Consider the following 26,701-nt stretch of genomic DNA (forward strand, 5'->3'; position numbering starts at 1 on the left):
TACCCTAGCGTAAAAACTATCTATACTCCAATCTTTCATTTCCATTTTTACATTACGTTAGTTCATCTAATTATTCTCCTATAAAACTAAAAAACTACCTCTCAACGACAACAGAGGTAGCTAATACAATTTATATCATTCATTCTCACTTATATCTTCCCAAACAATCTCAACCGCCCATTTATTAGCGAGCTTTTCTAACTCTTCTTCGTATTGAACATATAAAGAATCCGCTTCTTCATATAACGCTTCTATATCAGCTAAATCTCCATTTACCCAAGCTTTGTCTGCTTCAATTCGCTTACTTATGCTACTGTTATAAATATCGTGCACAGCTTTCAACTTGTTTTTCGATATCCCTTGCCCATACGTTTCTGCGTCAGTTAGCAATTCCTCCATTTTAGGAATCGAAACCTCTTGTGTAAAAACTAGTAATTCTTCTTCATCTTCTATTGCCCATTCTTGCTCGATAATCTCGTTGTAGCTGATTGCAAATTTGTCTGTCTCTTCTAGGTATGTCATCATCGCATCGGAATTTCCATTTATATGTGGTAGGAAAAAGTAACCTACAACTAACAACGGAATAATACCTAATAGAGCTTTTAATGGCTTTTTCATTCTATGTAGCTCCCTTTATTAAAAATTGTATTCCCAGGCAGTGATCTAAAATGGAGAAATACAATGCAAGACATTATACCTGCCTCGATTTTGTTTTCCATTTACATTTCGTCCGTTCCCGTAAATGGTGGGACAAACATCCTGTCCCCCGTCCAACTTCGTCCACACACCCTTCTACAAATTCATTATACGACGATTTTCGCTACTTGTGGATAATTTTTCAAAATAACTTTTATTTTTAAAAAATGACTGTGGATATTTCAAGTTATGCACGATTTTTGTTAATAACATTAGAGTAAATCACAGTTTTGTGTGGAAAAGACGAAGGCACTTCCTGTTTGAGATATTTTATATCTTTCGGGGATGTGGATATGTAGGAACAGTTTCTGTTTTATAAGTTAATTTGGGCCGGTGGAGATATTGGAACTCTACTCTACCGGCCCATTTATACATTTATCATATTTATTTTCCCATTAAATGGTGGGACAAGGGACCTGTCCCTCCGTCCACGGTGTGTGTCCCGGTGTCCACTTATTATGCTTCTACTGGGCGTGGTTTGTTGCTTTTTCTATCTTTATCTTTACGTTCGGATTCATCGTATTTCGTCATCGTTAATCCTGTTATTCCGTAGAACAAGGATACTAGTGGTGTAATGAGAGCTAAGAAACAGAACGGAAGATACGCGCCTGTTGCAACGCCTAATGTTGCGGCGGTGTACATTCCACTTCCCGTCCACGGAACGAGTGCTCCACCTTGTGTACCGGTGTCCTCTAAAATTCTTGAAAGATTTTCTGGCTTTAAATTGAGCTTTTCAAAGACTGGTCTCATTAACGTTCCACCCATAACGGTAGAGAAATAAATGGCACCTCCGATCGCTAACGTAAAGTAACTCACAAGAATCGTTACGAAAACTAACAAGCCTGTATGTTGAATTTTATATACAAACGAGGCAAGTAGCGCTTCTAAAGCTCCAGATTCCGCAAGCATTCCACCTAGTCCAAGCGCAAAAATAAATAGCGCAATCAGACCGAGCATACTTGCTAATCCACCACGAACAAGTAAACTATCAACTACTTCAATTCCTGTAGTTACACTATAGCCTTCATAAAAAATCGTTAGTGTTTCTGCAAAACCGAATCCTTGGTAAGCAACTGCTACGATGCCACCTACAGCAGAAGCAATAAATATAGAAGGAATCGGTGGTTTTTTCCATACTAATAATGTAATTAAAACAACTATTGGAATAAGCGAAACAATTCCTAAGTTAAATGTTTCGGACAAATAAGTGGTAAGAGCGCTTACGCTCGTTGCATCTACCGTACTAGCATTATATTGTAACCCCATCACTGTGAAAATAATGGCCGTAATAATATACGCTGGAACTGTCGTCCAAAGCATATGCTTAATGTGGGTAAATAGCTCTCCACCTGTAACAGCTGGTGCTAAGTTTGTTGAATCGGATAGAGGCGATATTTTATCTCCAAAATACGCACCACTAATAATAGCACCTGCCGTAATTGGAGCTGGAATACCTAGACTTGTTCCGACTCCCATCATCGCAATTCCTGCCGTACCGATCGTTCCCCATGATGTACCGGTCGACATGGACACTAATGAACAGAATACTAACGTAGTAACTAAAAAATATTGTGGGGACACTGCCTCAATACCGTAATAAATTAAAGTAGGTACGGTACCTGACGCAATCCATGCACCGATTAAAATCCCGACGGTTAATAAAATAAGTCCAGGCTGTAACGCCCTTGCCATCGATTTCATCATCGACTTCTCTACTTGCTTATAGGAAAAACCTAGTCTCATCATAAATGGAATCATCACAAGCATACTTATAAACATCAGAATTTGAATCGGAGCACCAAATACTAACAACCCTACAGAAATAATTGCTATCGCGGAAATTAACATCAATAGTGAATACTTAAACGACGGTTTAATAATCGTATCGGCTTCCAACTAACCACTCCTTTAAATTTTTCTAGCCTACAATCATTTAGGATATATTATAGTGAATTAAAGCTCATTATTGTGAATGTACACTGCATGATCCGTAAGACTTGCGTTTTTCTAAATGATTAAGAGGTATATATTAATGGTAACGGCAAAACTATTTTCTGTAAATTCAGTTAATCCTCCGTATAACGCGATATACTCGAACAGAACGGAATTAACCACCCTATATGATGTAAATCTCATACAATCCCTCTCATATAATCCAAAATAATCACCATTATGGACGGAGGGACAGGTCCCGCGTCCCACCAAAAACTGGATGTACGCGAAACAAGGAGAACAAAAAAAGGACCGCCATAGCAATCCTTTTTAATATAATTTATTAATTTTGGAACCAGTTGTATAGTGCTTCTGATTCAATAGACAGGTATGGTGATAATGTTGCCGGGAAGTTGACAACGCCCTCAACTGATAAATCAAGTCGGTCCACTCTAGATCTCCATGCTTGTGTTGGACTAGCATAATATTCATTTTCCGTTACGACTCTGAAATACATAATTCCGTTGTGCAATTCTTCTGTTACAGTTACTTTTCCGACTCTCGTTTCAAAGTCTCCATTTCCGTCTCCCATCAGAATTTCTACTACTCTCATTCCATTATCATTCGTGTAGAAAACAACTTCTTTATTTGTCGTCGTTCTAGTACTACCGTTATGTGTTGCTTTAAATTTCACTTCCCCAGTGTAGTAAGGAGGTCCTTCTGGTTCTGTCGGTTCTTCTTCAGGAGCAACTTGAGTTGCTACTACTTCAATTTTTACGTTGCCAGATTTACCTTGGAACGCGATATCATTATTGCCATGAGGCCAATCTACCATAACGCGATATTTTTCAACATCTCTTTCTGGTCTAAATGTCGCCGCATAATCCACTGTTACCCATTCATCATTCATTAAACGTTGTAATGTAAGGTTTAATGGAGATTCGTCATTTACTAACAGTTCACCAGTTGGGGTTAAACTCACACTATATTCTACTGGAACATTCGTCTCATTCTTATTTATATGAAAAGTATAAGCTTCTAGCGGCTCCATTCCAGGAAAAAGGTTTCCATCTAAATGAAACTCACCATCTTTTATTGTTTGTCCATCAGCATTTACAACATCAACATTAAACGTTGCTGCAGTTACCACATTGTTTGAGCTAGTGAAACTTTTACTAAAATAAGCAATAGTTCCAAAAACAGTAACAGCAACAATTAAAAATAACGCAGATAATCCTAATAATAACTTTTTGTTTGTTAACATATATTCATCTCCCCCAATACAATTCTTAATAAAGAACGTTCATTTCAAAAAAAATAAATCTCGTGCATTATTTTAAATCTGCCTGTTTGACTATAAGTTCAAAATCAATTTTCCCCGTTTTTCCTTGAAAGTTAATATCATTGCCGCTATGAAGCCAACTCACTAACACTCTATATGTTTCTACATCACTATTTGGCGTTATCGGCTTATTGTAATCTTGCTCAACCCATTTCTCCCCTACTAATTTCTCTAACGTAATTAGTATTGGTGAGCGGTGATTTTCTGGGAATAAACCTCCACTTTTTAAAAAGTTCACGATATACTCTACAGGTACTGACGAATCATTATTGCGCACTTGGAAGCTGTACACTTCTTTGTTAGTTATTCCCGGATAAAAATCTCCGGCTAAATCAAATTGTGCATCTCCTATCGAAATACCATTTGGTCCAACTGCATCTACTGAAAATGTTGCTGCAGATACAATATTATTCGCACTGGTGAAACTTTTAGAAAAATGTGCCACCGTGCTTACTACTACAATCGCAATGAAGCCCATTCCGAATAAACTTAACATCCATTTTTTCTTCATACTAATCATTCCCTTTATTAAGCTTGTCCTTCTATATACAACCACCCCCTCAAAATTCGTTCATCTCTCTTGCGCAATTCTTTTTCGAAAAATTACTCTAGCAAAGTTAGTAACGATTATAGCTACACCTATAGAAATTAAAACAGCAATAGTATACGGGTTTTTTATGACGTTTAAAATATATCCAGCTTTCGGTACAATAAACATCACTTTCCCAACCAATTGCTCTTCTGTTACTAATTCATCATCTATAACATTATTAGCATCACCTTTCGTTTCTAAGGCACTGTTATCAACAATTCTTTCTACCCTGTGTGTCACAAAGGTTTGACTATTGTTCATACGAAAGGTAACAACATCTTCTTCTAAAACTTTTTCAAAAGGGATTTTTTTGATTATTGTCAAGTCTCCAACACTAATTTGGGGCTCCATACTTCCAGTAAGCACAATAAGAAAACTAAATCCAAAAATAGACGGCGGCTTATCTTTTTCACGATCTGCCGTAACTACTGAAACTAAAACTAATAAACTAGTAATCATAATTAATATCAACATAATATTCCCTAACTTATGCAGGACCTTTTGCATAATTTTCACCTCTTAGTTCTTAATAAAGAACAACTTTATACCTAGTATACAGAAATGAATTTTCAAATACAACCCTTTTCGGATGAAGATATTTTAATCTAGACGGATATGACGGCGGGAGACATGTTTTGTTCTCTACATTTTTTGACAAAAAAAAGATGGACAAGGAAGTGTGTTCCTTCGTCCATCTACTTTAATGTGGACGGAGGGACAGGTTCCGCGTCCCACCAAAAACTGGATGAACAAAGGACCTGTCCCCCATCCATGTGTCCCACTTCATTAGAAGCCGATTCGACTCCAATTAAATAGAGTGCCCGGATCTGTTTTTCGCCCAGGTGCGTATTCGTCGTGACCAATTACATGTTTTCTACTTTTTGAAATCGTTGGATAGCGACTGTAAATATCGTTCAATAAATTGTTGAGTGATGCATATTGTGCGTCTGTATATCCTATATGAGCAGGATCAATTGAATCATATGGGAAATTCGGTATCATCGAAAGCATTTCTTGTTTCGTGCCAATTGCCAAAAGTTCAATTCCAATGGAATAATCATTCATTTTGTCCTTGTACGCTGGAAACCCTTTAAGATTCCCCTTTCCCGCATGAAACGCCACACGGTCTTCCGGAACAAATCTATATACAGCCCCATTTCGATCAATAACGTAATGAGCCGACACTCCGTAACTTGTAAAAAGAGAACGAATATCTTGAATATGAAACGGATCATTAGGCTTATTAAGACCGTTACTCATAAAATGAACCATAACGTGCGTAACATCTGTAGTTCTTTCTCTAGAATTAGCTGATGGAAGTAACGAGTCTGTCATGCTAATCCCCGCATTGTAGGAAGTTGGTGGTGTATTGGGTTTGGCAGCGACCGTTTTTACATCTTGTATAGGCTCATCTTTCTCTTTCTCTGCACTATGACTTTGACCGAACGTTTCTGTCTTAGTTTTCACGTCGTTTTGCTGTTTTTGTTGTGCTGCTTCCTTTTTTAACTTTTCTTCTAATTCACGTTGTTCTTTTTTTAACTTTTCCTCACGTTCACGCTGTTCTCGTTCCTCTTCCTCTTTCTGTTCGAGCAGATATGTATTTGTTAAAGTGTATAACTTATCAGTAGTAACTGAAGTATGTAGTTCATTTTTCTTCATTTCATATAAAAAGTTAACAAAGGCAGCACGAGTTACCACCTTATTTTTTTCAAAAGAACTTGCTAAGGCTTGATCTAAAACATCTTTCATATCATCGTTATACAACAATGCAAAAGTTTCATTAATGGCTTCTATATTTATAGGCTCTTCCATCTTTTCTTTGCTGCTGAATCCTTGTAACGGAAAGTTGTAATCGTCCACCTTCTCATACAAGTTATCGAGCATATGTTGGTCTAACGGTTCAACTGGAATTTCTTCTAAACCAAACGCATCAAAAAATGACAAAACAAATAAAAGGAATTGTCCTTCCGTCAACGGCTCGTCCGGTTTAAATGAACTATCCTCATATCCCTTTATTAAACCATCGTAGTTTAAAGACAAAATTGCTTCAACGGCCCAATGATTAAAAGCAACATCAACAAAAGGTGTCACTACCTCTACCTCTTCTGATAAAAGTAACTCTTCTTCATCGACCATCATTTCATCAGGTGCACCCGCATTGGACGCTTGGCAACCTGCTAAAAAAAATAAAAAAATTCCTATAAGGACAAACAATTGAAAATACCTATTCATTTTAACGCTCCTTCTAAGTTGACTAAAGTAGTAAAGACGAACTAATTAAAATGCACACGAATTCTATTTTATGTCAAACTAAACCACATTTCTACTACTTTTTACCTAAAATCAGGATGGAACATGTGGACAGCGGGACACATACCGTGGACGGAGGGACAGCGTATAATGGCAAATAAATCAATCGCTATTTTTTACTTAAAAAAGGCCGACTTTAAGTAAAACCCCTCTATTTCCATTTTTTTGAAGGTTCAACCATCACAAAACTTATATAGAACTTCTCTAGGGCGTGAAAGGATCTTGCTTTTTTCATCCTACATTGATACCGCCTAGTGAATATAAACTTAGCTTTCACGTATTATTCGTACTTATAGGACAAGATCCATAACGCTGTCCCGCGAGGTCTTATAGCCTCAGGTTCCTAATACAATGTGATCTAACGTCCTAGAGAAGTTCCATGTTCAAAAATCAATTATCCCGCAATAAAATACTTTCTCTACAAATAATTAACTAGCGCATTTAATGGGTGAGACATGTGTTTCAAAGAATTTTTTAACATTCGTTTTACGGATTTTCTTACTAATCTCTTCGAGAAGGACATAATTCTTATCCTCTGTTTGATAGAGAGTATGGTTACGAATCATAGCGAACGCAAGTCTAATCATTCTGTTACCTAAAGCTATATAAGCTTGACGCGAGTGTTTTCCTCTTTCCTTCAATTTCTGGTACCGTTGTTGCATCTCAGGGTTATTTACAGCTAAAGACCTTCCAACTTGATAAACAATATTTCTAAAAGGTCGCCTACCCTGTTTGGAAACCCCGTAATAAGATGGCCTGTTATCTCCTGACTGCTTAACGATAGGATTTGTACCAGCCAATTTAATCAGTTGTCCAGCCTCATCAAAATCAGAGAGGTCTCCGATTTCCGCCACTAATTCTGCCCCTGTTACTAATCCAATTCCTTGTACTGAAAGAACAACTGCACCATCCATAACTATAAATAATTCTTCTATCTTACGTTCTAAAACCTTTATTTGGTCGTCTAATAAATCTAGCCGATCTAATTTTTGACTAAGCAAGAAAATATCAGCATCTAGTTGTTCCTTAGGACGGGAGATGGAACCTTCGGCATATTCTAACAGGAGTTGGATAGACTTATCTCGGAGTTTTAAATTCTCACGTATTGATAAGTCTCTTAATCCTTCTTCCCCTAACTTTAAGATGTCAGAGGGATGAGGATAGTGCCTCATTAAATATCTAGACGCTTTACCAAACACGTCAGTCAGAGGCTTAGAAATCTTTCTTTTCCCATTAATCCATACAGTTTTTCCTTGGTACTCTCGGAAAATATGATCCATATGCATACGAATCAAATTCTTCGTTTTAGTTCGCTCTGAAGTTAGTTCCCGTCTAGCTCTAGTCAGCTTTCGAAGTTTCGCTATATTTCCTGTAGGTAACTCGTTAGAGGTACCCCTACCATGAATGACAGATTGTACAATGGCCATTAAGTCCAGGTTATCCGTCTTTGACCAATTCAATAATGCCTCTCTTTCTTTGGCGGTAGTAGCTGCATTTATTGTTCGTACATGATACCCCTCGAGATGACATTTAAAGACTAAATGTTCGTAGTAATGTCCAGTGGTTTCAATGCCGACCACCACTCGTGTATTAGCCTTTACTTTATGTCTTCCAATAAGAGTTTTTAGCTTGGTAAAACCAGACATAGATGCATCTATATCAAATGGTTTTTCTAATATTTCTCCATAAAACGTAGCAATCATTGCTTTGGGAGTATATTTAGCTGCATCAATCGCTACAATCAAAATATTCTCTACTCCAGTCTCTCTCACAAATTGCGCCCATCGACTTCCAATCTTACCTTGAATATGATTTAATGTTGAATATACCATCGTTTTCATCTCCTTTGGTAGGGAATGTAGTTTGGAAGTTCTGTGATAGGTACTTCTATTTTACAATGAAAACGGTGGTTTTTTATTGTAATTAACTATTTACTATACTAGGTTCCGCGTCCCACCAAAAAATGGATGGACAAAGGACCTGTCCCTCCGTCCCACTTGGGATAGAAATAGTAAAATAGCGCACGATAAATGTAGGATATTTTTTCACAAAATAATCATTATCGGAGGCTTTCTTTATGACACAAAAAAACGAGCTAATGGTACTTGAAGAGTCTGTTCAAGAAGCACAACAAGTTGTGAAAGACGCAACAGCTAGTGCAAACTTGGCTCAAATGGCACTAGCGCACGAAACGATTCAACAAGTACAAAACCAATTACAAACTATCGTACCTTCTACTCCGCAAGCACAACAAATGCTGGAACAAGCGCAGCAAGATGTTCAACAAGCATTTCAGCAATTGCAGATGGAGCAGCAACAATTATTACAGGCGCAGCAACTCGTTCAAACGAAACAACATGAGTTACTGCAAGCGCAACAACAAGTAAGACAAGAACAAGAAGATGTCGAATTAGCACAACAAATGCTACAACAAGCACAGGATAATGCAAGTTCTTTTAATGAGTAAGCATGTGGACAGAGGGACAGGTCCCGCGTCCCAACAAAAAATGGATAAGCGAGTGGATGGCATTGTCATTCATTCTTTCTATCAGGGGTAATCCAAGCCAATTTCTGTACCCTTTAAAAATTGGCTTTGATTCTTCGTGATATTTATTTTTGCTCACATCGTACGAAAAACTCCGATACCGTCCTTCCTTTTAAATTCGTAAAAACTGAAAACCTTTAAACCCTAACTTCGTCTCATGCAAAAAAACCTACAAACGATTGTAGGTTTTTTCTTAAAAATGGTTTACCTTTCTGGAATATTTCGGTGTTTTTTTAAAGAAAACCATCTTTCCAATATTTGAGCGGACAAGGAATGTCCCTATGTCCCACGTACACTGTCCTGTCCCTCTGTCCCATTTATTTTATCCGCTGTATTAAACTTTTCGATATTCCAGTAATTCTGGAAGCTTGTCTTACTGATACACCTTTTTGCTTTTTTAGCTTGCTGAGAATTTCATTTCTTTTAGCCTTTGCCATTTTTTGAAGACTCGAACTGCTTTCCACTCCTAAATTTTTTAAATACTCTCTTACCTCATCGTCTGTTGGCTTTACTATTACTTCGTATTCCAGACATTTATCGTTATTTTCCTCCATCATATATTTAAGAAATAAATCAACCGCAGCTTTCTTATTAGTAGCAAACTGACTTAACGCTAACTCCGTGTCCACTAGCTTTTCTTTCAAAGTATATTCTCTTAAACTAGTCCATTCGCTTTCAAATATACTTTTTACAATACCAGCTTTATGTGGGTTTTGGTGAATGTAACGGAGTGCGGTTAAGAAATACCTACCATCTTCTACTTTTTCACTTTTAAACCTTTCCTGAAACAAGTGTCCGCAACGATTGTATTTCTCGTTATACCAGTACACATAGCTCGAACTTATTCTTTTTATCGCTAGCGAAAGTGATTCCTCCGTTTCTCGTAGTAACAGATGCACATGGTTATCCATCAAGCAATAACCATAAAGCTCGTACTTACTGACTTCTTTAAATTTTTTTAACGTATATAAAAACTGAGTTTTATCTTCGTCATCTTCAAAGATCGTTTGTTGATTAATTCCTCGCATCATAATGTGGTAAATACCACTTCTACTTTTTTCTCTTCTAGTTCTAGGCATGATTCGTTCACCAACCTTGCACATGCTGGCGATCATTTAATGAATAAAGGTTAAAGTTAATTACGGAAAAGTTTTTACTCGAAAGGTATTGGAAAGGCAGATTCTTAACGGTATTTTTTGCAGAGGCTTTTAAAAATTGAAATAAAATAGACTTACTCACGGTAATGCATTACCCTCCTATTTTTTAGTAATGAAAATGAAAAGAGAAGTAATAGAAAACGGAGTTCGCAGTAGGGGAGAAACGAAGTTAGAACACTCGTTCTACACCGTAATAATATAAGATTCGTTTAGTTTAGTCAATACTTTTTATAGAAATATTTAGGAGGTTTTCTCCATTCTATCTGCGGACTGCCTCCCTTCAATAAACGCAAAAAAGCGATTGTCCTAAATAAACAATCGCACCCACAATACAATATTAATTTCTTATCAAACTCGCTTCAAACATATCGATAATTTCTAAAAATCGTTCAGCTTCTCTAAATGTATGGTCAGCCAAAAGGGGATGAATGTTACTTTTTATACGACACGCTTCAATTAACTCTCTAGCTGTTTTCTTAAAATCACGTAGTGAAGCAACAGACACTTTATTTTGATTTAAAAATTGGCTAAGGATTGGTTTTGTTTCTGATTGTGGGCGCATAGAATCTAAATCAACTGCTTGGAACATCAGCTGGTCAAAATCATGACTAAACTCTCTTGCCTGCTCTACCAATTTTCTTTCTGAAGGATCTAAAAGATGTCCAATGAACTTAGCATGATCAGCCATTATCTTTAGGAAGAATACGTTCTCTTCAATAATAGTATCCGGACTTGGAGCGAGTTTTCCTTCATTCAGTTCTTTTATTCTATTGGCAAAATATGCGGCTTCCCTACTAGTATGGTCAATTAATAAGGCGAAATTGTTAGAACGGATTTCACACCGTAAAGTTAATCCTAATACTTTTCTTTTATACCCCCAAATTGCTGCTGCAGCTTGATATACCTCATTATTAAATGCTTGAACTTGCCTTGGATCCGAATTCACTGAGAACTTTGATAACTTTTCTTCTATTCGTTCAAAAAGCGTAATAAATTGGTTTGCTTCGTCAATCAATTGCTTTTGTTCATAAGTAAATCCTAAGCTTAAAAACAACGCATGTTCTTTCATAATTCTAGACCAAAATCGGATTTCATCTAATGACCTAGCAACAATCGGATTAGCCATCTAGACACTCCCCTTATTTTTATCCCCATCCATATATATAAGTATGTAGTAGCAATATGTCCTAATTCTAACATTTTACATTTAGCTCAGAATTCGGTTGCCTGGTACTTGTTTATTAAGAATACGTTATTCCAAATGATTAAACTTAACATCAATAAGTGTATGTAGATCGGGATGTAAATGAGGAAATATGGTGGAGGGATGAACATTGCAGAACTTGAAAGTTTAATAAGTTGTGCCAGTTTTGTGTGCTAAAAAATGCACAAGTTTTTTCATATAATGTTGAATTTGCGAAGTCTATGTGTATTGGTTGGGACGGAACGCTTGTAGTCTGTCATCTTTTCTATCTAATTTATTTAAAAAACCTTGCAGCCTGTTCCGGATGCAAGGTTTCATTTTTCCAATATTTGTGTGGACGAGGGACCTAGTATAGTAAATAGTTAATTACAATAAAAAACCACCGTTTTCATTGTAAAATAGAAGTACCTATCACAGAACTTCCAAACTACATTCCCTACCAAAGGAGATGAAAACGATGGTATATTCAACATTAAATCATATTCAAGGTAAGATTGGAAGTCGATGGGCGCAATTTGTGAGAGAGACTGGAGTAGAGAATATTTTGATTGTAGCGATTGATGCAGCTAAATATACTCCCAAAGCAATGATTGCTACGTTTTATGGAGAAATATTAGAAAAACCATTTGATATAGATGCATCTATGTCTGGTTTTACCAAGCTAAAAACTCTTATTGGAAGACATAAAGTAAAGGCTAATACACGAGTGGTGGTCGGCATTGAAACCACTGGACATTACTACGAACATTTAGTCTTTAAATGTCATCTCGAGGGGTATCATGTACGAACAATAAATGCAGCTACTACCGCCAAAGAAAGAGAGGCATTATTGAATTGGTCAAAGACGGATAACCTGGACTTAATGGCCATTGTACAATCTGTCATTCATGGTAGGGGTACCTCTAACGAGTTACCTACAGGAAATATAGCGAAACTTCGAAAGCTGACTAGAGCTAGACGGGAACTAACTTCAGAGCGAACTAAAACGAAGAATTTGATTCGTATGCATATGGATCATATTTTCCGAGAGTACCAAGGAAAAACTGTATGGATTAATGGGAAAAGAAAGATTTCTAAGCCTCTGACTGACGTGTTTGGTAAAGCGTCTAGATATTTAATGAGGCACTATCCTCATCCCTCTGACATCTTAAAGTTAGGGGAAGAAGGATTAAGAGACTTATCAATACGTGAGAATTTAAAACTCCGAGATAAGTCTATCCAACTCCTGTTAGAATATGCCGAAGGTTCCATCTCCCGTCCTAAGGAACAACTAGATGCTGATATTTTCTTGCTTAGTCAAAAATTAGATCGGCTAGATTTATTAGACGACCAAATAAAGGTTTTAGAACGTAAGATAGAAGAATTATTTATAGTTATGGATGGTGCAGTTGTTCTTTCAGTACAAGGAATTGGATTAGTAACAGGGGCAGAATTAGTGGCGGAAATCGGAGACCTCTCTGATTTTGATGAGGCTGGACAACTGATTAAATTGGCTGGTACAAATCCTATCGTTAAGCAGTCAGGAGATAACAGGCCATCTTATTACGGGGTTTCCAAACAGGGTAGGCGACCTTTTAGAAATATTGTTTATCAAGTTGGAAGGTCTTTAGCTGTAAATAACCCTGAGATGCAACAACGGTACCAGAAATTGAAGGAAAGAGGAAAACACTCGCGTCAAGCTTATATAGCTTTAGGTAACAGAATGATTAGACTTGCGTTCGCTATGATTCGTAACCATACTCTCTATCAAACAGAGGATAAGAATTATGTCCTTCTCGAAGAGATTAGTAAGAAAATCCGTAAAACGAATGTTAAAAAATTCTTTGAAACACATGTCTCACCCATTAAATGCGCTAGTTAATTATTTGTAGAGAAAGTATTTTATTGCGGGATAATTGATTTTTGAACATGGAACTTCTCTAGGACGTTAGATCACATTGTATTAGGAACCTGAGGCTATAAGACCTCGCGGGACAGCGTTATGGATCTTGTCCTATAAGTACGAATAATACGTGAAAGCTAAGTTTATATTCACTAGGCGGTATCAATGTAGGATGAAAAAAGCAAGATCCTTTCACGCCCTAGAGAAGTTCTATATAAGTTTTGTGATGGTTGAACCTTCAAAAAAATGGAAATAGAGGGGTTTTACTTAAAGTCGGCCTTTTTTAAGTAAAAAATAGCGATTGATTTATTTGCCATTATACGCTGTCCCTCCGTCCACGGTATCTGTCCCTGTGTCCACACTTTATAACATTTCTTTTATGAACTGTGGTAGTGAAAAGCAGCTTTCCACGATTTGTTCGTTTACGTATTTTGTATTTTTGTCTCTTACTTTACTTGCGTTAGGCTTTATATGTTGTTTTGACCCGATGGTGAAGCTCCATAGCCCTCCAGGATACGTTGGGACTACTGCTGTGTACATTTTGACCTCCGGGAAAAGCCCCGAAATCCGTTTATAGGATTGCTTCATCACATCTGCATGAAAGATTGGTGATTGACTTTGGCACACCATCATTCCATCGTCTTTTAATGCCTCATGCAAGCTCTCATAAAAGCTTTGTTCAAACAATACTTTTGCCGGCCCAATTGGATCAGATGAATCAACGATAATGAGATCATATTCCTTTTTCTTACTAGCTGCGAATTTAACGCCATCATCGAAAATATAATGAACACGTGGGTCCGCTAGACGACCAGACACTTCAGGTAAATGCTCGATACAAGCTTTTACAACAAGCTCATCTATTTCAACCATATCAATATGTTCGACACCTTCATACTTGGCAACTTCCTTCGCAACACCACAATCCCCACCGCCAATGATTAGTACTTTTTGTGGATTTGGGTGAATCGACATTGGCACATGCGAAATCATTTCATTATAAATATGCCCGTCAACCGATGTCGTTTGAACAACACCATCTAACACTAGCATTCTTCTAAAATTATAGGAATCTAAAATCATAACATCCTGGCAAGATGATTTTTGATCATAAATGACATCTTTTATCCGGTAGCTCACTTTCAGATTATCGTATTCATCTTCAGTAAGCCATAGGTCTCCGTTTTTTCTTGATAAGTATGGTTTATTTAGGTCCATCATCATCCCCCATTCTAATCTACTATTTCTATATATATATAAGGATAGAAGAGGATAGGAGGCTTGTCCAGAGAAGTGATTTGTAAAGCACTCTAGTGTAATTTAGAACTTTTTCAAATACACTTTCTCCATTAGATGGTCCGGACCTTTTTTAAATACGATGTCCGCTCGTTGTCGTGTTGGCAAAATGTTTTCTCGTAAGTTTTTCGCATTAATGCTTTCCCAAATGCTCGTTGCTGTTTGAACGGCCTCTTCTTCCGATAATGAAATATATCGGTGAAAGTACGACATCGGATCCTGAAAAGCTGTTTTTTGTAACGTTAAAAATCTTTCAATGTACCATTTTTTTATATTCCGTACATCCGCATCTATATAAATGGAGAAATCAAAAAAATCACTAACAAAAACAGAATGTGATTTACTAACTTGCAAAACGTTGATTCCTTCTACAATTAATATATCTGGATTATTAATAATCTCTACTTTATCAGACAGTACGTCATACGTTAGATGTGAGTATAACGGCGCCTCGACTCTCGGTTTACCAGATTTCACATCCATCAAAAATTTTATTAATCTTTGAGTATCATAGCTTTCGGGAAACCCTTTACGACTCATCCATCCTTTGCTTTCTAACGTAGCATTCGGATACAAAAAACCATCCGTTGTCACTAAACCGACTTCTTTATGATTGTCCCAACGTGATAGTAGAGTTTGAATTACCCTCGCCCCGGTACTTTTTCCAACCGCAACACTGCCTGCGATTCCAATAATAAAAGGAATTTTTTTCGCTTTATAGTCTAAAAATGAATTAGTTGCTCCTTGCAATTGCTGAGACGCTTTTACTTTTAAATTAATTAAACGTGTCAACGGTAAATAAATTTCTTCCACTTCTTGAAGGGAGATTTCTTCATTTATCCCTCGTATACTCTCTAATTCTTCCTCTGATAGCAGCAATGGTGTTTTATTACGTAGTTCAGCCCATTTGTCTCTATTAAATTGGATATAGTTTGTAAAAGGTTTCATAGCAATTACCTCTAATTTGGATTTACGTTCATTGTTCATTTTAACAAATTGCTGCTAGTTTTAGAAAACAATTTTTAAAGCGCTCACATTTTAGGAGTTTTAAAGCTCTATCTAGGTTATCGTGTAGTCGCTTTTATGATATTATCTCCGGTCAGCTAGCGCGTCGGAATCGCGGAACATAGGCATTTATCTCGCTACTGTTTACTTATGTGCAAAAAAAAGACCCCGCAGCCGCGCTACAAGGTCTTTTTAGCATATATATTTGATGATGTTCGTCGGCATAATCGAGTACAGTACATGGTTTTTTTCCAATATTTGTGTGGACGTGGGATGTGGTGAACCCCAAAAGTTAGAGTCAAAATCTAACCTTTGGTGTGAGTCGGTTGACAAGGAAATATAGTGAAAATTTAAAGAAAATGGTTGTTAAGGAGTATCAAGAAGGTAAACTCGGAATCCGACCTCTGGCAAATAAGTATGGCATTAAATCAAAATCATTGATCCATAGGTGGATTAAGTCCTATGAAAAATTTGGTGAAAAAGGTTTAGTAAATAGAAAGAATACAGAAACATATACTGTTCAATTCAAGCTAGATGTATTAAGCTTTATGAAGAGAACAGGTTCTTCAGCTATGGAAACCGCCCTTCACTTTGGTATTACTAATTCAACTACCGTATCTAGGTGGATGAGAGCTGTCACTGTTGGAGGTGGATTGGAAGGCCTGAATAAACTAAAAGGACGGCCTCCCATGTCTAAAAATAAGAAAAAACAAGAAGAAATGACGAATGAACAAAGGTTAGAAAGAGAGAACGAACTACTACGTTTAGAGGTAGAATATCTAAAAAAGTTAAGAGCTTTTCAGATGGATCCGGAAGGCTATCTCGAAAAGCACAAGCAGCGTTATCATTCGAACTCAAAGAAACCTAATTAAAAGATGTTTTAGTAAGAGTGGGTATTCCAGAATCCACTTACCATTATCATATAAAAGCAATGGAAAAGGAAAATCCAAAGCAGGAACTAGAGGATTTGATTCTATCCATATTCAATGAGCATGGGGGTAATTTTGGGTACCGTCGTGTTCGATTAGAATTACGTAACAAAGGATATAAGGTTAATCATAAGGCTGTACAGCGTATCATGAACAAGTTAGGGATTAAGTGTATAAAGTTTAGTAGAAAGACTAGAAAGTACAACTCCTACAAGGGGAATGTTGGAAAGGTAGCTAAAAATCGTTTAAATCGACGATTTAAAACAAGTGTATGCCATCAAAAATTGGCTACTGATATTACGGAATTTAAATGTACGAATGGTGTTAAACTTTATCTTAGCCCTATCATGGACTTATTTAATGGGGAAATTCTCTCCTACGAGATAGGAGCTAGTCCAACATTAGACCTTACGTTGAAGCCTCTTTTGAAGGCAATAAACATAGTAAAAGATTCAAAGTATCGAACTACTATTCACTCTGATCAAGGATGTCAATATCAACACAAAAAGTGGGTTAAAACACTAAAAGAAAATAAGATATTTCAAAGTATGTCTCGAAAAGGGAATTGTTTGGATAATTCTCCAATGGAGAACTTCTTTGGCATACTAAAACAAGAAATGTATCACGGAGAGCCGTTGTGTTCGTTTGAAGAATTAAAAGAGAAGATTGATATATATATAGATTACTATAACAATAAACGCATTAAGCAAAAATTGGATGGCATGAGTCCGGTTCAATTCCGCATCCATACCAGCCAATTAGCTGCATAATAAAAACTCTAACTTTTGGGGGTCGCATCAGGACCTGTCCCTCCGTCCATGGTATGTGTCCCTCTGTCCACCCACTTGTTTTCCAGGGTGGTGTGGTGGTAGTTGATCGCCTTTGCCGAATAGGTTTTCTCTTAATGTGTCGCCTTCGTATTCTTTTCGGACTACTCCTCTTTCTTGTAGGATTGGGACAACTAGCTCTACGAAGTCCACGAAGGTGCCTGGAGTAATCGCGTAGGCGATGTTAAACCCATCTACTCCGGTTTCTTCCACCCAGTGCTCCAAGTCATCTGCTACCTGTTTTGGACTTCCAACTGTAACTGGTCCTAACCCTCCAATTCCGGTGTATTTTTTAATTTCATCTATCGTCCAATTAATATCTGAATCTATTTTCGTAAAGTTTTCCACCGTAGATTGTATGGCATCATTTTTTACATATTTAAGATTCTCATTGGGACCATACTCTGAAAAATCAATTCCGGTCCAGCCACCAAGAAGCGCCAGTGCACCTTCATCGCTTATATGATTTTTGTACTCTCTTAATTTTTCAAAAGCCTCTTCCTCCGTTCGGCCAACAATTGGAGTAATACAAGCAAGTATTTTTATTTCCTCAGGTGCTCTGCCGGAGCGAATTGCCTCTTCACGTAGTTTCTTTACAGACTGTTTAGCTGCGTTCTTTGTCGGTGAACCAATAAAGACTAACTCGGCATGTTTCCCAGCGAAAGCTCTTCCCTTAGTCGAAGTCCCTGCTTGGTAAAGCACCGGTGTTCTTTGTGGCGACGGTTCACATAAGTGTGCACCAGGAACTTTATAATACTTTCCTTCATGGTTAATATCGTGAACCTTACTTGGGTCAGCAAAAATCCGATTCACCTTATCTCGTAAAACTGCGTCGTCCTCCCAGCTAGCTTCCCATAATTTATAGCAAACTTGTAAATATTCCTCAGCGATATCGTATCGCTCATCATGATTAATTTGATCCTCTAATCCGATATTAACAGCCGCACTTTTTAAATAAGACGTTACAATATTCCAACCAACTCGACCTTTTGTAATATGATCTAGCGTCGACATTCTACGAGCAAATGTGTAAGGATGCTCATGGGTTACCGACGCAGTAACCCCGAACCCTAAATGCTTCGTTACCGCTGACATTAACGGGACAACAAGAGATGGGTCGTTAACAGGAGTTTGTGTACCTTGACGGATAGCAGCATCTCTAGAACCTTGATACACATCATACGTACCTAATACATCTGCTAGAAAAATAGCATCAAACCGACCCTTTTCTAAAATTTTCGCAAGTTCAATCCAATATTCGCTGTCCTTATAACGGTGAGATTGATCTTCCGGATGAGTCCATAAACCTGGTGACTGATGCCCTACACAGTTCATATCAAATGCGTTTAAATAAATTCTTTTCTTTGTCATAATAATTCGCTCCCTTTTCGAGTATTTTTGCTTTTAAATCTACCTGACTAAAACTACCTTAATCATCCTTTCTTTTCGCTGTCCGCCTCCTTTCCTCTATTCAAAAATTTCATAAAAAAAGACATCTTTATCCAAAACGTTATTTTTAAAACGCTTTGAAAATAAAGATGCCTTTAGTCGTCTAATCGGCAAACTATTTACTATTTTTATAGGTTCTCTCACTTTTACTAGGTGTCGTTTGTTGCAATGAAAAACGCTTCTTTTCCGTCGTATCGATTTGAGTAATTTGCCCATTATGGACGGTAACTTCAATCGTTCCAAATTCCAAGCTCTCCAAAGTTGATAAAATATGTTTCACTTTTGACTCTTCAAGTTTTGCCATATAATCTCCCCTTGTTTATTAATAGGTTGCTAATGAGTTCTCGGTTCATTTTGGCTAAAATAAAAACCCTCTTCTAAAAAAAGAAGAGGGCAAATGTAAATAGTTCAATACTCTCTTCTTATCTTTCAAGCATATAGCTTGCTGGAATTGGCACAGTACAATCTGTCTGTTGCCGAGGTATCGTCGGGCCAGTCCCTCCACCTCTCTGGATAAGAATAAAAATAGTTATTTAATTGTTATTAATTAATTATATTCGTTGGTGCAATTTGTATTCGTGAATATCCGAAGGAATCCGTATTGGAATAGTTGAATATTCTGAATAAAATTAATTTACATGAAGTTCTATTATTTGTCAACACTTTCTTTTTGAGTGCTTGGAGATGAGGATGCTTTCCCCTTCTGCCTCAACCAACTAACAACAAAATGTATAATAAGCAGAATCACCCCCAGCTCAATCGCATGGTCGGCTATATTCAGAACCCCGCCAGAACGAACAATAAAGTCTGTTACCGTTCCAAACAAAAATCGATCAATCGCATTTCCGATTGCCCCACCGACGAGAAATCCAAAACTCAAATCAATAAGCAGTCCCTTCATGTCTTCCGTTTTACGAAGGTATAAAACAAATATGACAAACAACACTGCTACAACTCCAAAAAGCCGCGCATTACCCGGAAACAACCCTCCTGCCATCCCACTATTTTCGATATGCGTAAACTGTATTCCCCAGATAGTAAATCTTTCATGGAGTTCTACGTAGGCCCGAACAAAATTTTTAGAAAGCTGGTCAAGCAAAATAACGAGGATCGCTGTTATGTAAAATAGCATTTTTACCCTACTTTCCGAAATTAGCACTCTACCTGTCAGTATAATGAAAAACTCGCTTTCAATACAAAGATGATGCTTCAAGGTGGACACAGGGAGGTGGACACAGGGACAGGTCCCTCGTCCACACTTTTTTTGGAAAATTCACTATTTCCTCCTCTCATCCTGACCATCAACTTTGTTAAAATATAGGGTGTATTATTATTATGGGCGCTTAAATACACGGATAGTAAACCTATCCACTGCCCACAATTAGGAGGCAATCATGAAAGGTTTTTTAGAAAGTGAAGGATTTAAGAAGTACATATATTTTATAGCTGGACTAATATTATTTGGCTTAGGCTTCTTTATCCTCGTTAACGGAGAAGAACGTTTTCTCTTTAAATTGGCGTTTGCCATCGTTTCTATTTGCGGAGGAATCCAAGTAGTGGCCACATTTCTAAAGGATTCATGGAAAAGTTCTGCTAAACTACTAAAAAACTCGTTCACCTATTGTGGTTTTATTATAATTGGAAGTATCGTTTTGGATCATTTAGTTTATGGGACATATACAGTTCCATTGTGGGGGCTAATCGTAAGTTACCTTTTTGTCGTTATTGTTCTTTTAATATGGATTATCCAACTAATAAATTTCGTGAAATGGAAAAAAGTTAAATCTTCAAGCTGCTAAAAGTAGCGTTCCTATTTAGAGAAAAAGTAGAAAAGTTTTCTCCACTCACAAAAAAGCAGTATTTAACATTTAAAACGTTAAATACTGCTTTTTTTATTTCTAATCCATTGAACGGACGGTTTATTTATGTTAAATTAGTATAGATAGACTCAAGGTTATTCACCTAAGCATAATTACCCTACTATAATTATACAATGTAATTTATTCTTTAGTCAACTCTTTTTTAAAACTTTTTTAAGGAGTGAGTGTGTAAGATGAATTTTCAGTTTTTGTAGAGTAGGAATGAATACAAACATTTACAGATAATATTAAGGAGAAGCTTTACTAAATCGCGCAATTCACCATATGAGGTTCGTTAATTACAGTAAGCAATAATACTTAAAAATTTTATTTTCATGGACGAAAGACTTGTTTCCTCGTCCGAAATTTCCAATATCTGTGTGGACGAGGAACCTGTCCCTCCGTCCACGTTTATTGAAGGAGTGTATGTGTATGATGAATTCAGAGTTTCAACTGGAGCAAGATCGATTGAGACGTGTGATAGAAATGATAAGAGAGCAAGTTGGTCGGTTGGAGGAAAGGACTTCTCAGCATCGGGACGAAGTGATTCATATTCGTAAACATTTTTGGGATGAGGTGAAAGTGAATACGGATTCGTTCGATGATTACTTGGAGACAATTATCGGTTTGCGCCAAGAGGCTCAAGCGCTCGCTGTTAGTCAAAGCACTCATCGGCATGCATCGAAGCGGCTCAACACTTTACGTCGTATGCAGAAATCTCCTTACTTCGGAAGGATTGATTTTAAAGAAGACGACTCGCCCGCTTCAGAGCAAGTATATATAGGTATTTCCACCCTTACAGATGAAACTGGCGATAATTTTCTCGTTTACGACTGGAGAGCGCCGATCGCGAGTGTGTATTATGATTGCCAACCCGGTCCCGCTCAGTACGTTACACCTGGTGGCGAGATTGAAGGCGTTTTAGAGAAAAAGTGGCAATACTTAATCAAAAACGGCACCCTTCAATCGATGTTTGATACGAGTCTTACGATTGGAGACGAAATCCTCCAGCAAGTGCTCGGAAAAGGTACTGACAAACATATGCACAGTATCGTAGCGACGATTCAACAGGAGCAAAACCGCATTATCCGTCATGATCGCGGAAGACTTCTCATCGTTCACGGTGCTGCAGGTAGTGGAAAAACTTCAGCTGCCCTTCAACGAATTGCGTATATACTTTACAAATATCGAGAAAATCTCAATGCCGACCAAATTATTTTATTTTCTCCAAATACGATGTTTAATAGTTACGTATCTAACGTACTACCGGAACTTGGCGAAGAAAATATGCAGCAGGTCACTTTTCAGGAATATTTAGACCATCGACTAAGCGACGAGTTTCATGTAGAAAATCCGTACGACCAATTGGAATATATATTAACAGCTGATGATACCCCTACTTATCGCACAAGGGTTGCCAGCATTCGATACAAAGCGTCCACTCAATTTTTTGAGGCTATCCAGTCCTACAGAAAGTCGCTTGAAGAAGCCGGGATGCAATTCAAGAGTATTATCTTTAGAGGGAAGCCAATTGTAACTGCTGAACAAATACAAGAAAGGTTTTATTCCACTGACACTTCTCTCAAATTCTTTAATAGGTTGGAAAAGTTAAAGGAATGGCTTTTGGTTCAATTAAAAGAGGTCGAAAGGATGGAACGGAGAAAACCGTGGGTCCAGGAGGAAATAGAGCTACTTAGTAATGAGGAGTATCATAAAGCACGGAATTTTTTAGCAAAAAAACGAGGCTACAAGAAAGAAGATATCGCTGATTACGAGGTGGAGCCAGTCGTGCTTGCCCAATTAATTGTCCATCAAAAATTGAAGGCAGTGCGAAAACGAATCCGAGCGTTTCAGTTTGTTGACATAAATGCTATTTACGAGCAGCTTTTTGCAGATCCCTTGAAGCTCGCTCAGTTAATTGGGGAAACACCAGCAAAGTGGACGGAGATGTGTGAAGCGACGGTGAAAATGCTTGGCGAAGAAAAACTGTTTTACGAAGATGCCACCCCGTTTTTACTTTTAAAAGAGCTAATTTTAGGCTTTCAAATGAATAATGCAATAAAGCACGTAGTTGTAGACGAGGCGCAAGATTACTCGCCGTTTCAATTTGAGTTTCTAAAACGTTTATTCCCGATGGCTAGAATGACAGTCCTTGGTGATTTTAACCAAGCAATATTTGCACACGCAAGTGAAATGAATGATTTTCGTATTCTCATGAATTTGTACGGAGAGGAAAAGACGGAAGTAATTAACATGACCCGCAGCTACCGCTCAACGAAACCGATTATCGAATTTACTCGGAGTCTCATTCCGAACGGCGAAAAGATTATCCCTTTCGAACGTGACGGAGAGCGTCCGGTGTTGACACAAGTGGCGGATCATAACGAACTACACCGGGCAATCACTTCCAAGGTCTCTGATTTTAGAGAACTCGGCTACCATAGCATTGCAATCATATGCAAATCAGCCGAGGAAAGTAAGCGCGCATACGAAGCACTGTCTGACATTGAGGATCTTAAGCTTTTGAGAAATAACTCAATAGAATACGAACAAGGAATTGTCGTCATCCCTTCCTATTTAGCAAAAGGTATTGAGTTCGATGCGGTCATCATTTATAACGCATCTGCGGAAGTTTACAGAGACGAGAGCCTCCTAAGAACATTCTACACCGCCTGCACAAGAGCAATGCACCACCTACAACTATACAGCGTAGGTAAACTAACCCCACTCGTGGACACAGGGACAGGTCCCTCGTCCACACATTTTTTGGAAATTGAATAGATTTTTGAGAGAGGGCTTCGAAATGAAGCTCTTTTTTGTGGTGAGGATGATGGATTTTACGTTACATCCATCCGGATTAAAGGAATTCTCGTCCATTAATAGAATATATCTATTAAAAGGAGGTTTTCGTTAAATGGGCTACGTTTATACTTTAGTGATTGTATCAGTTATCGGATTTGTTTGTTATAAAATGTTTAAAAGAAAATCAGCACCATCTAACCGATTTACCCCATTTGATGATATAACGATGGGAAACAAGAGTGATGTAAAGCGAGATGAACCTATTCAAGATACGAAACATCGGGTTGAATATGAGGAAAGAAAAGATAGTAAATGAGATGTTTTGGTCTGTTTGGCTTGCGCGGTCATCAATTCGGATGTAGGATATCAAAAAATAACTTTGTAACTTCTACTACAAGGGTATACCTCAATATCTAAATACACCATCACTTAACTTGCAATTTCTGTGTGGACGAGGGACCTAGTATAGTCCCTATGTCCAAGGTATCTGTCCCGCTGTTCACGCTTCGTCCGCTCTGCTGTTAGTCTCTTGGTGCTAGTTCGATGGCGGAGTTGATGGCTGCTTTCATGCTTCGGGAGTCGGCGATGTTTTTGCCGGCGATGTCGAATGCCGTTCCGTGGTCAACGGATGTGCGAACGATTCCACCTTTGAGACCGACTGTGATGTTAACGCCGTCTTCGATTCCCATTACTTTAATCGGTGCATGGCCTTGGTCATGGTAGCAAGCTACGACGATATCAAAGTCTCCTCTTGCTGCACGGAAAAATAATGTGTCTGCTGGGTGCGGACCAGAAGCGTCTATCCCTTCACTTTTCGCTCTTTCGATACCAGGAATTAGTTTTTCTTCTTCTTCCCCATTTCCGAATAACCCATTTTCACCTGCGTGTGGGTTAATACCACAAACAGCAACACTTGGATTTTCAATACCTGCACGTGTTAGCGTGTCGTGCGCAAGCTTAATTACTCGATACGTTCTCTCTGGATTAATCATCTCAATCGCTTTAATTAAACCAACATGAGTCGTTAAATGAATCACTTTCAAGTTAGGAGCCGTTAACATCATCGAGAAATCTTCCGTTTCCGTTAACGTTGCTAAAATTTCTGTATGACCCGGATACAAATGTCCACCCTTATGCATTGCTTCTTTATTTAGTGGAGCTGTACAAATCGCGTTAATTTTCTTCTCTTTTGCGAGTTCCACCGCTTTTGCCACATATTGATACGCTGCATTTCCTGCTTCACCAGAAACTTCTCCGAACGGCAAGTCACTTGGCAATAGATTTAAGTCGATACAATCAATGACGCCAACTTCATTTTTCGCTTGAGAAACTTCAGTAATAACGTTAATTTCAACATCAGCTTGTACAATCGGCTTTACTCTTTCTAACATTTTAGCGTCACCGATGACGATTGGCTGACATCTATCATAAATATCTTTATCTGTTAATGACTTCACGATTATTTCCGGACCGATACCTGCTGCGTCCCCCATAGTGATTCCGATTACTGGTTTCATTAGTTTAACACTCCTTTTAACTTATCAATCGCATGAACAAACACTGTCTCTTTTCCGAATCCACCAGCTTTTGTAATAACATACATATTATCATGGCCAATAAATTTAGAGATAGGTACGCCAATTTCTAATTCATCATAAAGGTAAAAACCTTTAACGCCCCATAGTTCACACACTTGCTTTGCCGTATCTCCACCTGTCATCACGATACCGCAGAAAAGATTTTCTTCCATTAATTGAGCTACCATCTCACCGAGCATTTTTACAATTTCATTACTCGTTTCGGTAAAATCAAAACCGTTCCTACTCCCAACTTCACGAGCTTGATTAACATCTTCTTGCTCTCCAGAAGAGTAAACAATCACGTCGAATCCTTTTTGCGCTGCTTCTTTTGCTTCTTTTATAACTCTTTCGATTTCAGCTGTTCTTATTGTTTCATCAGATACCGCTTTATATGAATCAGCTTTAATACTGAAAACACCGTCTTTTTGAAGTACTCTTTTTAGCTGTTTTCTAGAATTAATATTAACGCTACCGACAACAGTTAACACCGGTTTTTCTTGTTTAGAAATCGAAAAAGCCTGTTCTTTATTATCTAAATCAAAATACGCAGGTAAATAGTTTGCAATTCCAGCCGATCCTACCCAAGTAATGTTGTAAGTTAGTTGCTTCGTATAGGATAAAATAAGTTCTAAGTCTTCTTCCTTTTCTGAATCGACAACAATGTAAGCAATCTGTTGCTCTGCATATTGACGTAAAGCGTTTTGAATAGCTTCTAAACCACTTGTTAATATTTCTTTGTCGATTAAACCAATTTGCTTATTCGTTTGGTTTTGTAAAAGCGTAGGTATATGTGATTCAGTTACAGGTGTTTTTGGATCATTCGCGATTTCCGTTTCGTGTAAAAGCACATCATTTAAGTAGTGATATCCATTAACTACTTTCCTGCCGTTTTTAGGATACCCAGGTGCAATAAAAACAAAATCAGGTTGAACGGAATCATATATCGCTTCCACTTCCGCCCCAATATTGCCTCTCATTGTGGAATCGATTTTTTTGAAAATATTAGTAATTCCTTGACTTTTTAGTAATTGCGAAACTTCGAACGTTCTTTTATACGCATCTTCTTTATTTATAGAACGGCTATCTGTATCAAAAATGACTACCTCTGATTGTTGAACAGCTTCTTCGTCCTGACCAAATAAAACAGAAGTTTTTAAGCCGTATTTTGCTAGTTGGACGCCACTGTCATTTGCTCCTGTTAAATCATCTGCAATGATGGCTAATTTCATAGATGTCACTCCTAACGTAAATCGTAATAATAGAGAAAGCCATTCATAGGCATGAATGGACTTTC

The 26,701-nt window shown here is 37.7% G+C and carries 23 protein-coding genes and 1 riboswitch; of the genes, 7 read left to right on the top strand and 16 right to left on the bottom strand.

The window, feature by feature from the left end; genetic code table 11:
* Positions 1-135: 135 nt before the first annotated feature.
* From BC6307_RS20735 to BC6307_RS20765, 7 genes are all read right to left on the bottom strand, one after another.
* Complete coding sequence (locus BC6307_RS20735) at positions 136-618, bottom strand: hypothetical protein (RefSeq protein WP_066417921.1); 483 nt, start codon at positions 616-618, stop codon at positions 136-138.
* A 534-nt stretch (positions 619-1,152) separates the two neighbouring features.
* On the bottom strand, positions 1,153-2,592 hold the full coding sequence (gene nhaC, locus BC6307_RS20740; protein WP_084380514.1) for a Na+/H+ antiporter NhaC: 1,440 nt from the start codon (positions 2,590-2,592) through the stop codon (positions 1,153-1,155).
* Between the two features lie 379 nt (positions 2,593-2,971).
* Positions 2,972-3,892, bottom strand: coding sequence for a hypothetical protein (locus BC6307_RS20745; protein ID WP_066417918.1), 921 nt, complete (start codon positions 3,890-3,892; stop codon positions 2,972-2,974).
* A 67-nt stretch (positions 3,893-3,959) separates the two neighbouring features.
* Positions 3,960-4,481 (bottom strand): hypothetical protein, encoded by a 522-nt coding sequence (locus BC6307_RS20750; protein WP_066417916.1) that lies wholly within the window; start codon positions 4,479-4,481, stop codon positions 3,960-3,962.
* Between the two features lie 60 nt (positions 4,482-4,541).
* Positions 4,542-5,069: a signal peptidase I gene (locus tag BC6307_RS20755; RefSeq protein WP_066417913.1), complete on the bottom strand. Its 528-nt coding sequence runs from the start codon at positions 5,067-5,069 to the stop codon at positions 4,542-4,544.
* Between the two features lie 279 nt (positions 5,070-5,348).
* On the bottom strand, positions 5,349-6,794 hold the full coding sequence (locus tag BC6307_RS20760; protein WP_066417909.1) for an N-acetylmuramoyl-L-alanine amidase: 1,446 nt from the start codon (positions 6,792-6,794) through the stop codon (positions 5,349-5,351).
* A 506-nt stretch (positions 6,795-7,300) separates the two neighbouring features.
* Positions 7,301-8,704: an IS110 family RNA-guided transposase gene (locus BC6307_RS20765; RefSeq protein WP_094366207.1), complete on the bottom strand. Its 1,404-nt coding sequence runs from the start codon at positions 8,702-8,704 to the stop codon at positions 7,301-7,303.
* 245 nt (positions 8,705-8,949) lie between these two features.
* Here BC6307_RS20765 and BC6307_RS20770 point away from each other — a divergent pair, with 245 nt between their 5' ends.
* The gene (locus tag BC6307_RS20770) at positions 8,950-9,339 is read left to right on the top strand and encodes a hypothetical protein (RefSeq protein WP_066421980.1); all 390 of its coding nucleotides are present in this window, start codon (positions 8,950-8,952) and stop codon (positions 9,337-9,339) included.
* Between the two features lie 395 nt (positions 9,340-9,734).
* Here the strand turns inward: BC6307_RS20770 and BC6307_RS20775 are convergent, their stop codons facing one another.
* Both BC6307_RS20775 and BC6307_RS20780 read right to left on the bottom strand, forming a co-directional pair.
* The gene (locus tag BC6307_RS20775; protein ID WP_066421978.1) at positions 9,735-10,496 is read right to left on the bottom strand and encodes a transposase; all 762 of its coding nucleotides are present in this window, start codon (positions 10,494-10,496) and stop codon (positions 9,735-9,737) included.
* Between the two features lie 415 nt (positions 10,497-10,911).
* Complete coding sequence (locus BC6307_RS20780) at positions 10,912-11,700, bottom strand: DUF2935 domain-containing protein (RefSeq protein WP_066421975.1); 789 nt, start codon at positions 11,698-11,700, stop codon at positions 10,912-10,914.
* 535 nt (positions 11,701-12,235) lie between these two features.
* Here BC6307_RS20780 and BC6307_RS20785 point away from each other — a divergent pair.
* Entirely contained in the window at positions 12,236-13,639 is a 1,404-nt protein-coding gene (locus BC6307_RS20785; RefSeq protein ID WP_094366207.1) for an IS110 family RNA-guided transposase, read from the top strand.
* A 384-nt stretch (positions 13,640-14,023) separates the two neighbouring features.
* On the opposite strand, the gene speE is transcribed toward BC6307_RS20785, so the two are convergent.
* Together speE and coaA are read right to left on the bottom strand one after the other, a co-directional pair.
* Entirely contained in the window at positions 14,024-14,878 is an 855-nt protein-coding gene (gene speE, locus BC6307_RS20790; protein WP_066421999.1) for a polyamine aminopropyltransferase, read from the bottom strand.
* Between the two features lie 102 nt (positions 14,879-14,980).
* Positions 14,981-15,904 carry a type I pantothenate kinase gene (gene coaA, locus BC6307_RS20795; RefSeq protein WP_211290345.1) on the bottom strand — a complete coding sequence of 308 codons (924 nt, stop codon included), beginning with the start codon at positions 15,902-15,904 and terminating at the stop codon, positions 14,981-14,983.
* 383 nt (positions 15,905-16,287) lie between these two features.
* Between coaA and BC6307_RS20800 the strand changes: the two genes are divergently transcribed.
* On the top strand, positions 16,288-16,833 hold the full coding sequence (locus BC6307_RS20800; protein ID WP_244905121.1) for a helix-turn-helix domain-containing protein: 546 nt from the start codon (positions 16,288-16,290) through the stop codon (positions 16,831-16,833).
* Between the two features lie 17 nt (positions 16,834-16,850).
* The gene (locus tag BC6307_RS20805; protein ID WP_094366209.1) at positions 16,851-17,660 is read left to right on the top strand and encodes an IS3 family transposase; all 810 of its coding nucleotides are present in this window, start codon (positions 16,851-16,853) and stop codon (positions 17,658-17,660) included.
* A 27-nt stretch (positions 17,661-17,687) separates the two neighbouring features.
* Here the strand turns inward: BC6307_RS20805 and BC6307_RS20810 are convergent, their stop codons facing one another.
* The 3 genes from BC6307_RS20810 to lspA all read right to left on the bottom strand — a co-directional run bounded on the left by BC6307_RS20810 (position 17,688) and on the right by lspA (position 20,298).
* Positions 17,688-19,088, bottom strand: coding sequence for an LLM class flavin-dependent oxidoreductase (locus BC6307_RS20810; RefSeq protein WP_066420896.1), 1,401 nt, complete (start codon positions 19,086-19,088; stop codon positions 17,688-17,690).
* Between the two features lie 193 nt (positions 19,089-19,281).
* Positions 19,282-19,470 (bottom strand): YezD family protein, encoded by a 189-nt coding sequence (locus tag BC6307_RS20815; protein ID WP_066420894.1) that lies wholly within the window; start codon positions 19,468-19,470, stop codon positions 19,282-19,284.
* 115 nt (positions 19,471-19,585) lie between these two features.
* Positions 19,586-19,686, bottom strand: a riboswitch (SAM riboswitch).
* A gap of 129 nt (positions 19,687-19,815) precedes the next feature.
* Complete coding sequence (gene lspA / locus BC6307_RS20820; RefSeq protein WP_066420892.1) at positions 19,816-20,298, bottom strand: signal peptidase II; 483 nt, start codon at positions 20,296-20,298, stop codon at positions 19,816-19,818.
* 262 nt (positions 20,299-20,560) lie between these two features.
* Between lspA and BC6307_RS20825 the strand changes: the two genes are divergently transcribed.
* The 3 genes from BC6307_RS20825 (at position 20,561) to BC6307_RS20835 (ending at position 24,143) form a co-directional block, all read left to right on the top strand.
* Positions 20,561-20,965 carry a hypothetical protein gene (locus tag BC6307_RS20825; RefSeq protein WP_066420890.1) on the top strand — a complete coding sequence of 135 codons (405 nt, stop codon included), beginning with the start codon at positions 20,561-20,563 and terminating at the stop codon, positions 20,963-20,965.
* Positions 20,966-21,460: 495 nt separating this feature from the next.
* Positions 21,461-23,806 (top strand): RNA polymerase recycling motor HelD, encoded by a 2,346-nt coding sequence (helD, locus tag BC6307_RS20830; protein ID WP_066420897.1) that lies wholly within the window; start codon positions 21,461-21,463, stop codon positions 23,804-23,806.
* 133 nt (positions 23,807-23,939) lie between these two features.
* Entirely contained in the window at positions 23,940-24,143 is a 204-nt protein-coding gene (locus BC6307_RS20835) for a DUF3951 domain-containing protein (RefSeq protein WP_066420889.1), read from the top strand.
* A gap of 205 nt (positions 24,144-24,348) precedes the next feature.
* On the opposite strand, the gene pdxA is transcribed toward BC6307_RS20835, so the two are convergent.
* A complete protein-coding gene (gene pdxA / locus BC6307_RS20840) occupies positions 24,349-25,344 on the bottom strand; it encodes a 4-hydroxythreonine-4-phosphate dehydrogenase PdxA (RefSeq protein WP_066420888.1) in 996 nt (331 codons plus the stop codon).
* Entirely contained in the window at positions 25,344-26,636 is a 1,293-nt protein-coding gene (locus BC6307_RS20845) for a four-carbon acid sugar kinase family protein (RefSeq protein WP_066420887.1), read from the bottom strand. The genes pdxA and BC6307_RS20845 overlap by 1 nt, the downstream gene beginning before the upstream one ends.
* Between the last annotated feature and the right edge of the window lie 65 nt (positions 26,637-26,701).

Origin of the sequence: Sutcliffiella cohnii, assembly GCF_002250055.1 — a bacterium.
GTDB classification, from domain to species: Bacteria; Bacillota; Bacilli; order Bacillales; family Bacillaceae_I; genus Sutcliffiella; species Sutcliffiella cohnii.

Bases quoted from the DNA above. Each gene is read 5' to 3' on its own strand.
- BC6307_RS20735 (WP_066417921.1), bottom strand. From the start codon at position 618: ATGAAAAAGCCATTAAAAGCTCTATTAGGTATTATTCCGTTGTTAGTT.
- BC6307_RS20745 (WP_066417918.1), bottom strand. From the start codon at position 3,892: ATGTTAACAAACAAAAAGTTATTATTAGGATTATCTGCGTTATTTTTA.
- BC6307_RS20750 (WP_066417916.1), bottom strand. From the start codon at position 4,481: ATGAAGAAAAAATGGATGTTAAGTTTATTCGGAATGGGCTTCATTGCG.
- BC6307_RS20755 (WP_066417913.1), bottom strand. From the start codon at position 5,069: ATGCAAAAGGTCCTGCATAAGTTAGGGAATATTATGTTGATATTAATT.
- BC6307_RS20760 (WP_066417909.1), bottom strand. From the start codon at position 6,794: ATGAATAGGTATTTTCAATTGTTTGTCCTTATAGGAATTTTTTTATTT.
- BC6307_RS20765 (WP_094366207.1), bottom strand. From the start codon at position 8,704: ATGGTATATTCAACATTAAATCATATTCAAGGTAAGATTGGAAGTCGA.
- BC6307_RS20770 (WP_066421980.1), top strand. From the start codon at position 8,950: ATGACACAAAAAAACGAGCTAATGGTACTTGAAGAGTCTGTTCAAGAA.
- BC6307_RS20775 (WP_066421978.1), bottom strand. From the start codon at position 10,496: ATGCCTAGAACTAGAAGAGAAAAAAGTAGAAGTGGTATTTACCACATT.
- BC6307_RS20780 (WP_066421975.1), bottom strand. From the start codon at position 11,700: ATGGCTAATCCGATTGTTGCTAGGTCATTAGATGAAATCCGATTTTGG.
- BC6307_RS20785 (WP_094366207.1), top strand. From the start codon at position 12,236: ATGGTATATTCAACATTAAATCATATTCAAGGTAAGATTGGAAGTCGA.
- speE (WP_066421999.1), bottom strand. From the start codon at position 14,878: ATGGACCTAAATAAACCATACTTATCAAGAAAAAACGGAGACCTATGG.
- coaA (WP_211290345.1), bottom strand. From the start codon at position 15,904: ATGAAACCTTTTACAAACTATATCCAATTTAATAGAGACAAATGGGCT.
- BC6307_RS20810 (WP_066420896.1), bottom strand. From the start codon at position 19,088: ATGACAAAGAAAAGAATTTATTTAAACGCATTTGATATGAACTGTGTA.
- BC6307_RS20815 (WP_066420894.1), bottom strand. From the start codon at position 19,470: ATGGCAAAACTTGAAGAGTCAAAAGTGAAACATATTTTATCAACTTTG.
- lspA (WP_066420892.1), bottom strand. From the start codon at position 20,298: ATGCTATTTTACATAACAGCGATCCTCGTTATTTTGCTTGACCAGCTT.
- BC6307_RS20825 (WP_066420890.1), top strand. From the start codon at position 20,561: ATGAAAGGTTTTTTAGAAAGTGAAGGATTTAAGAAGTACATATATTTT.
- helD (WP_066420897.1), top strand. From the start codon at position 21,461: ATGAATTCAGAGTTTCAACTGGAGCAAGATCGATTGAGACGTGTGATA.
- BC6307_RS20835 (WP_066420889.1), top strand. From the start codon at position 23,940: ATGGGCTACGTTTATACTTTAGTGATTGTATCAGTTATCGGATTTGTT.
- pdxA (WP_066420888.1), bottom strand. From the start codon at position 25,344: ATGAAACCAGTAATCGGAATCACTATGGGGGACGCAGCAGGTATCGGT.
- BC6307_RS20845 (WP_066420887.1), bottom strand. From the start codon at position 26,636: ATGAAATTAGCCATCATTGCAGATGATTTAACAGGAGCAAATGACAGT.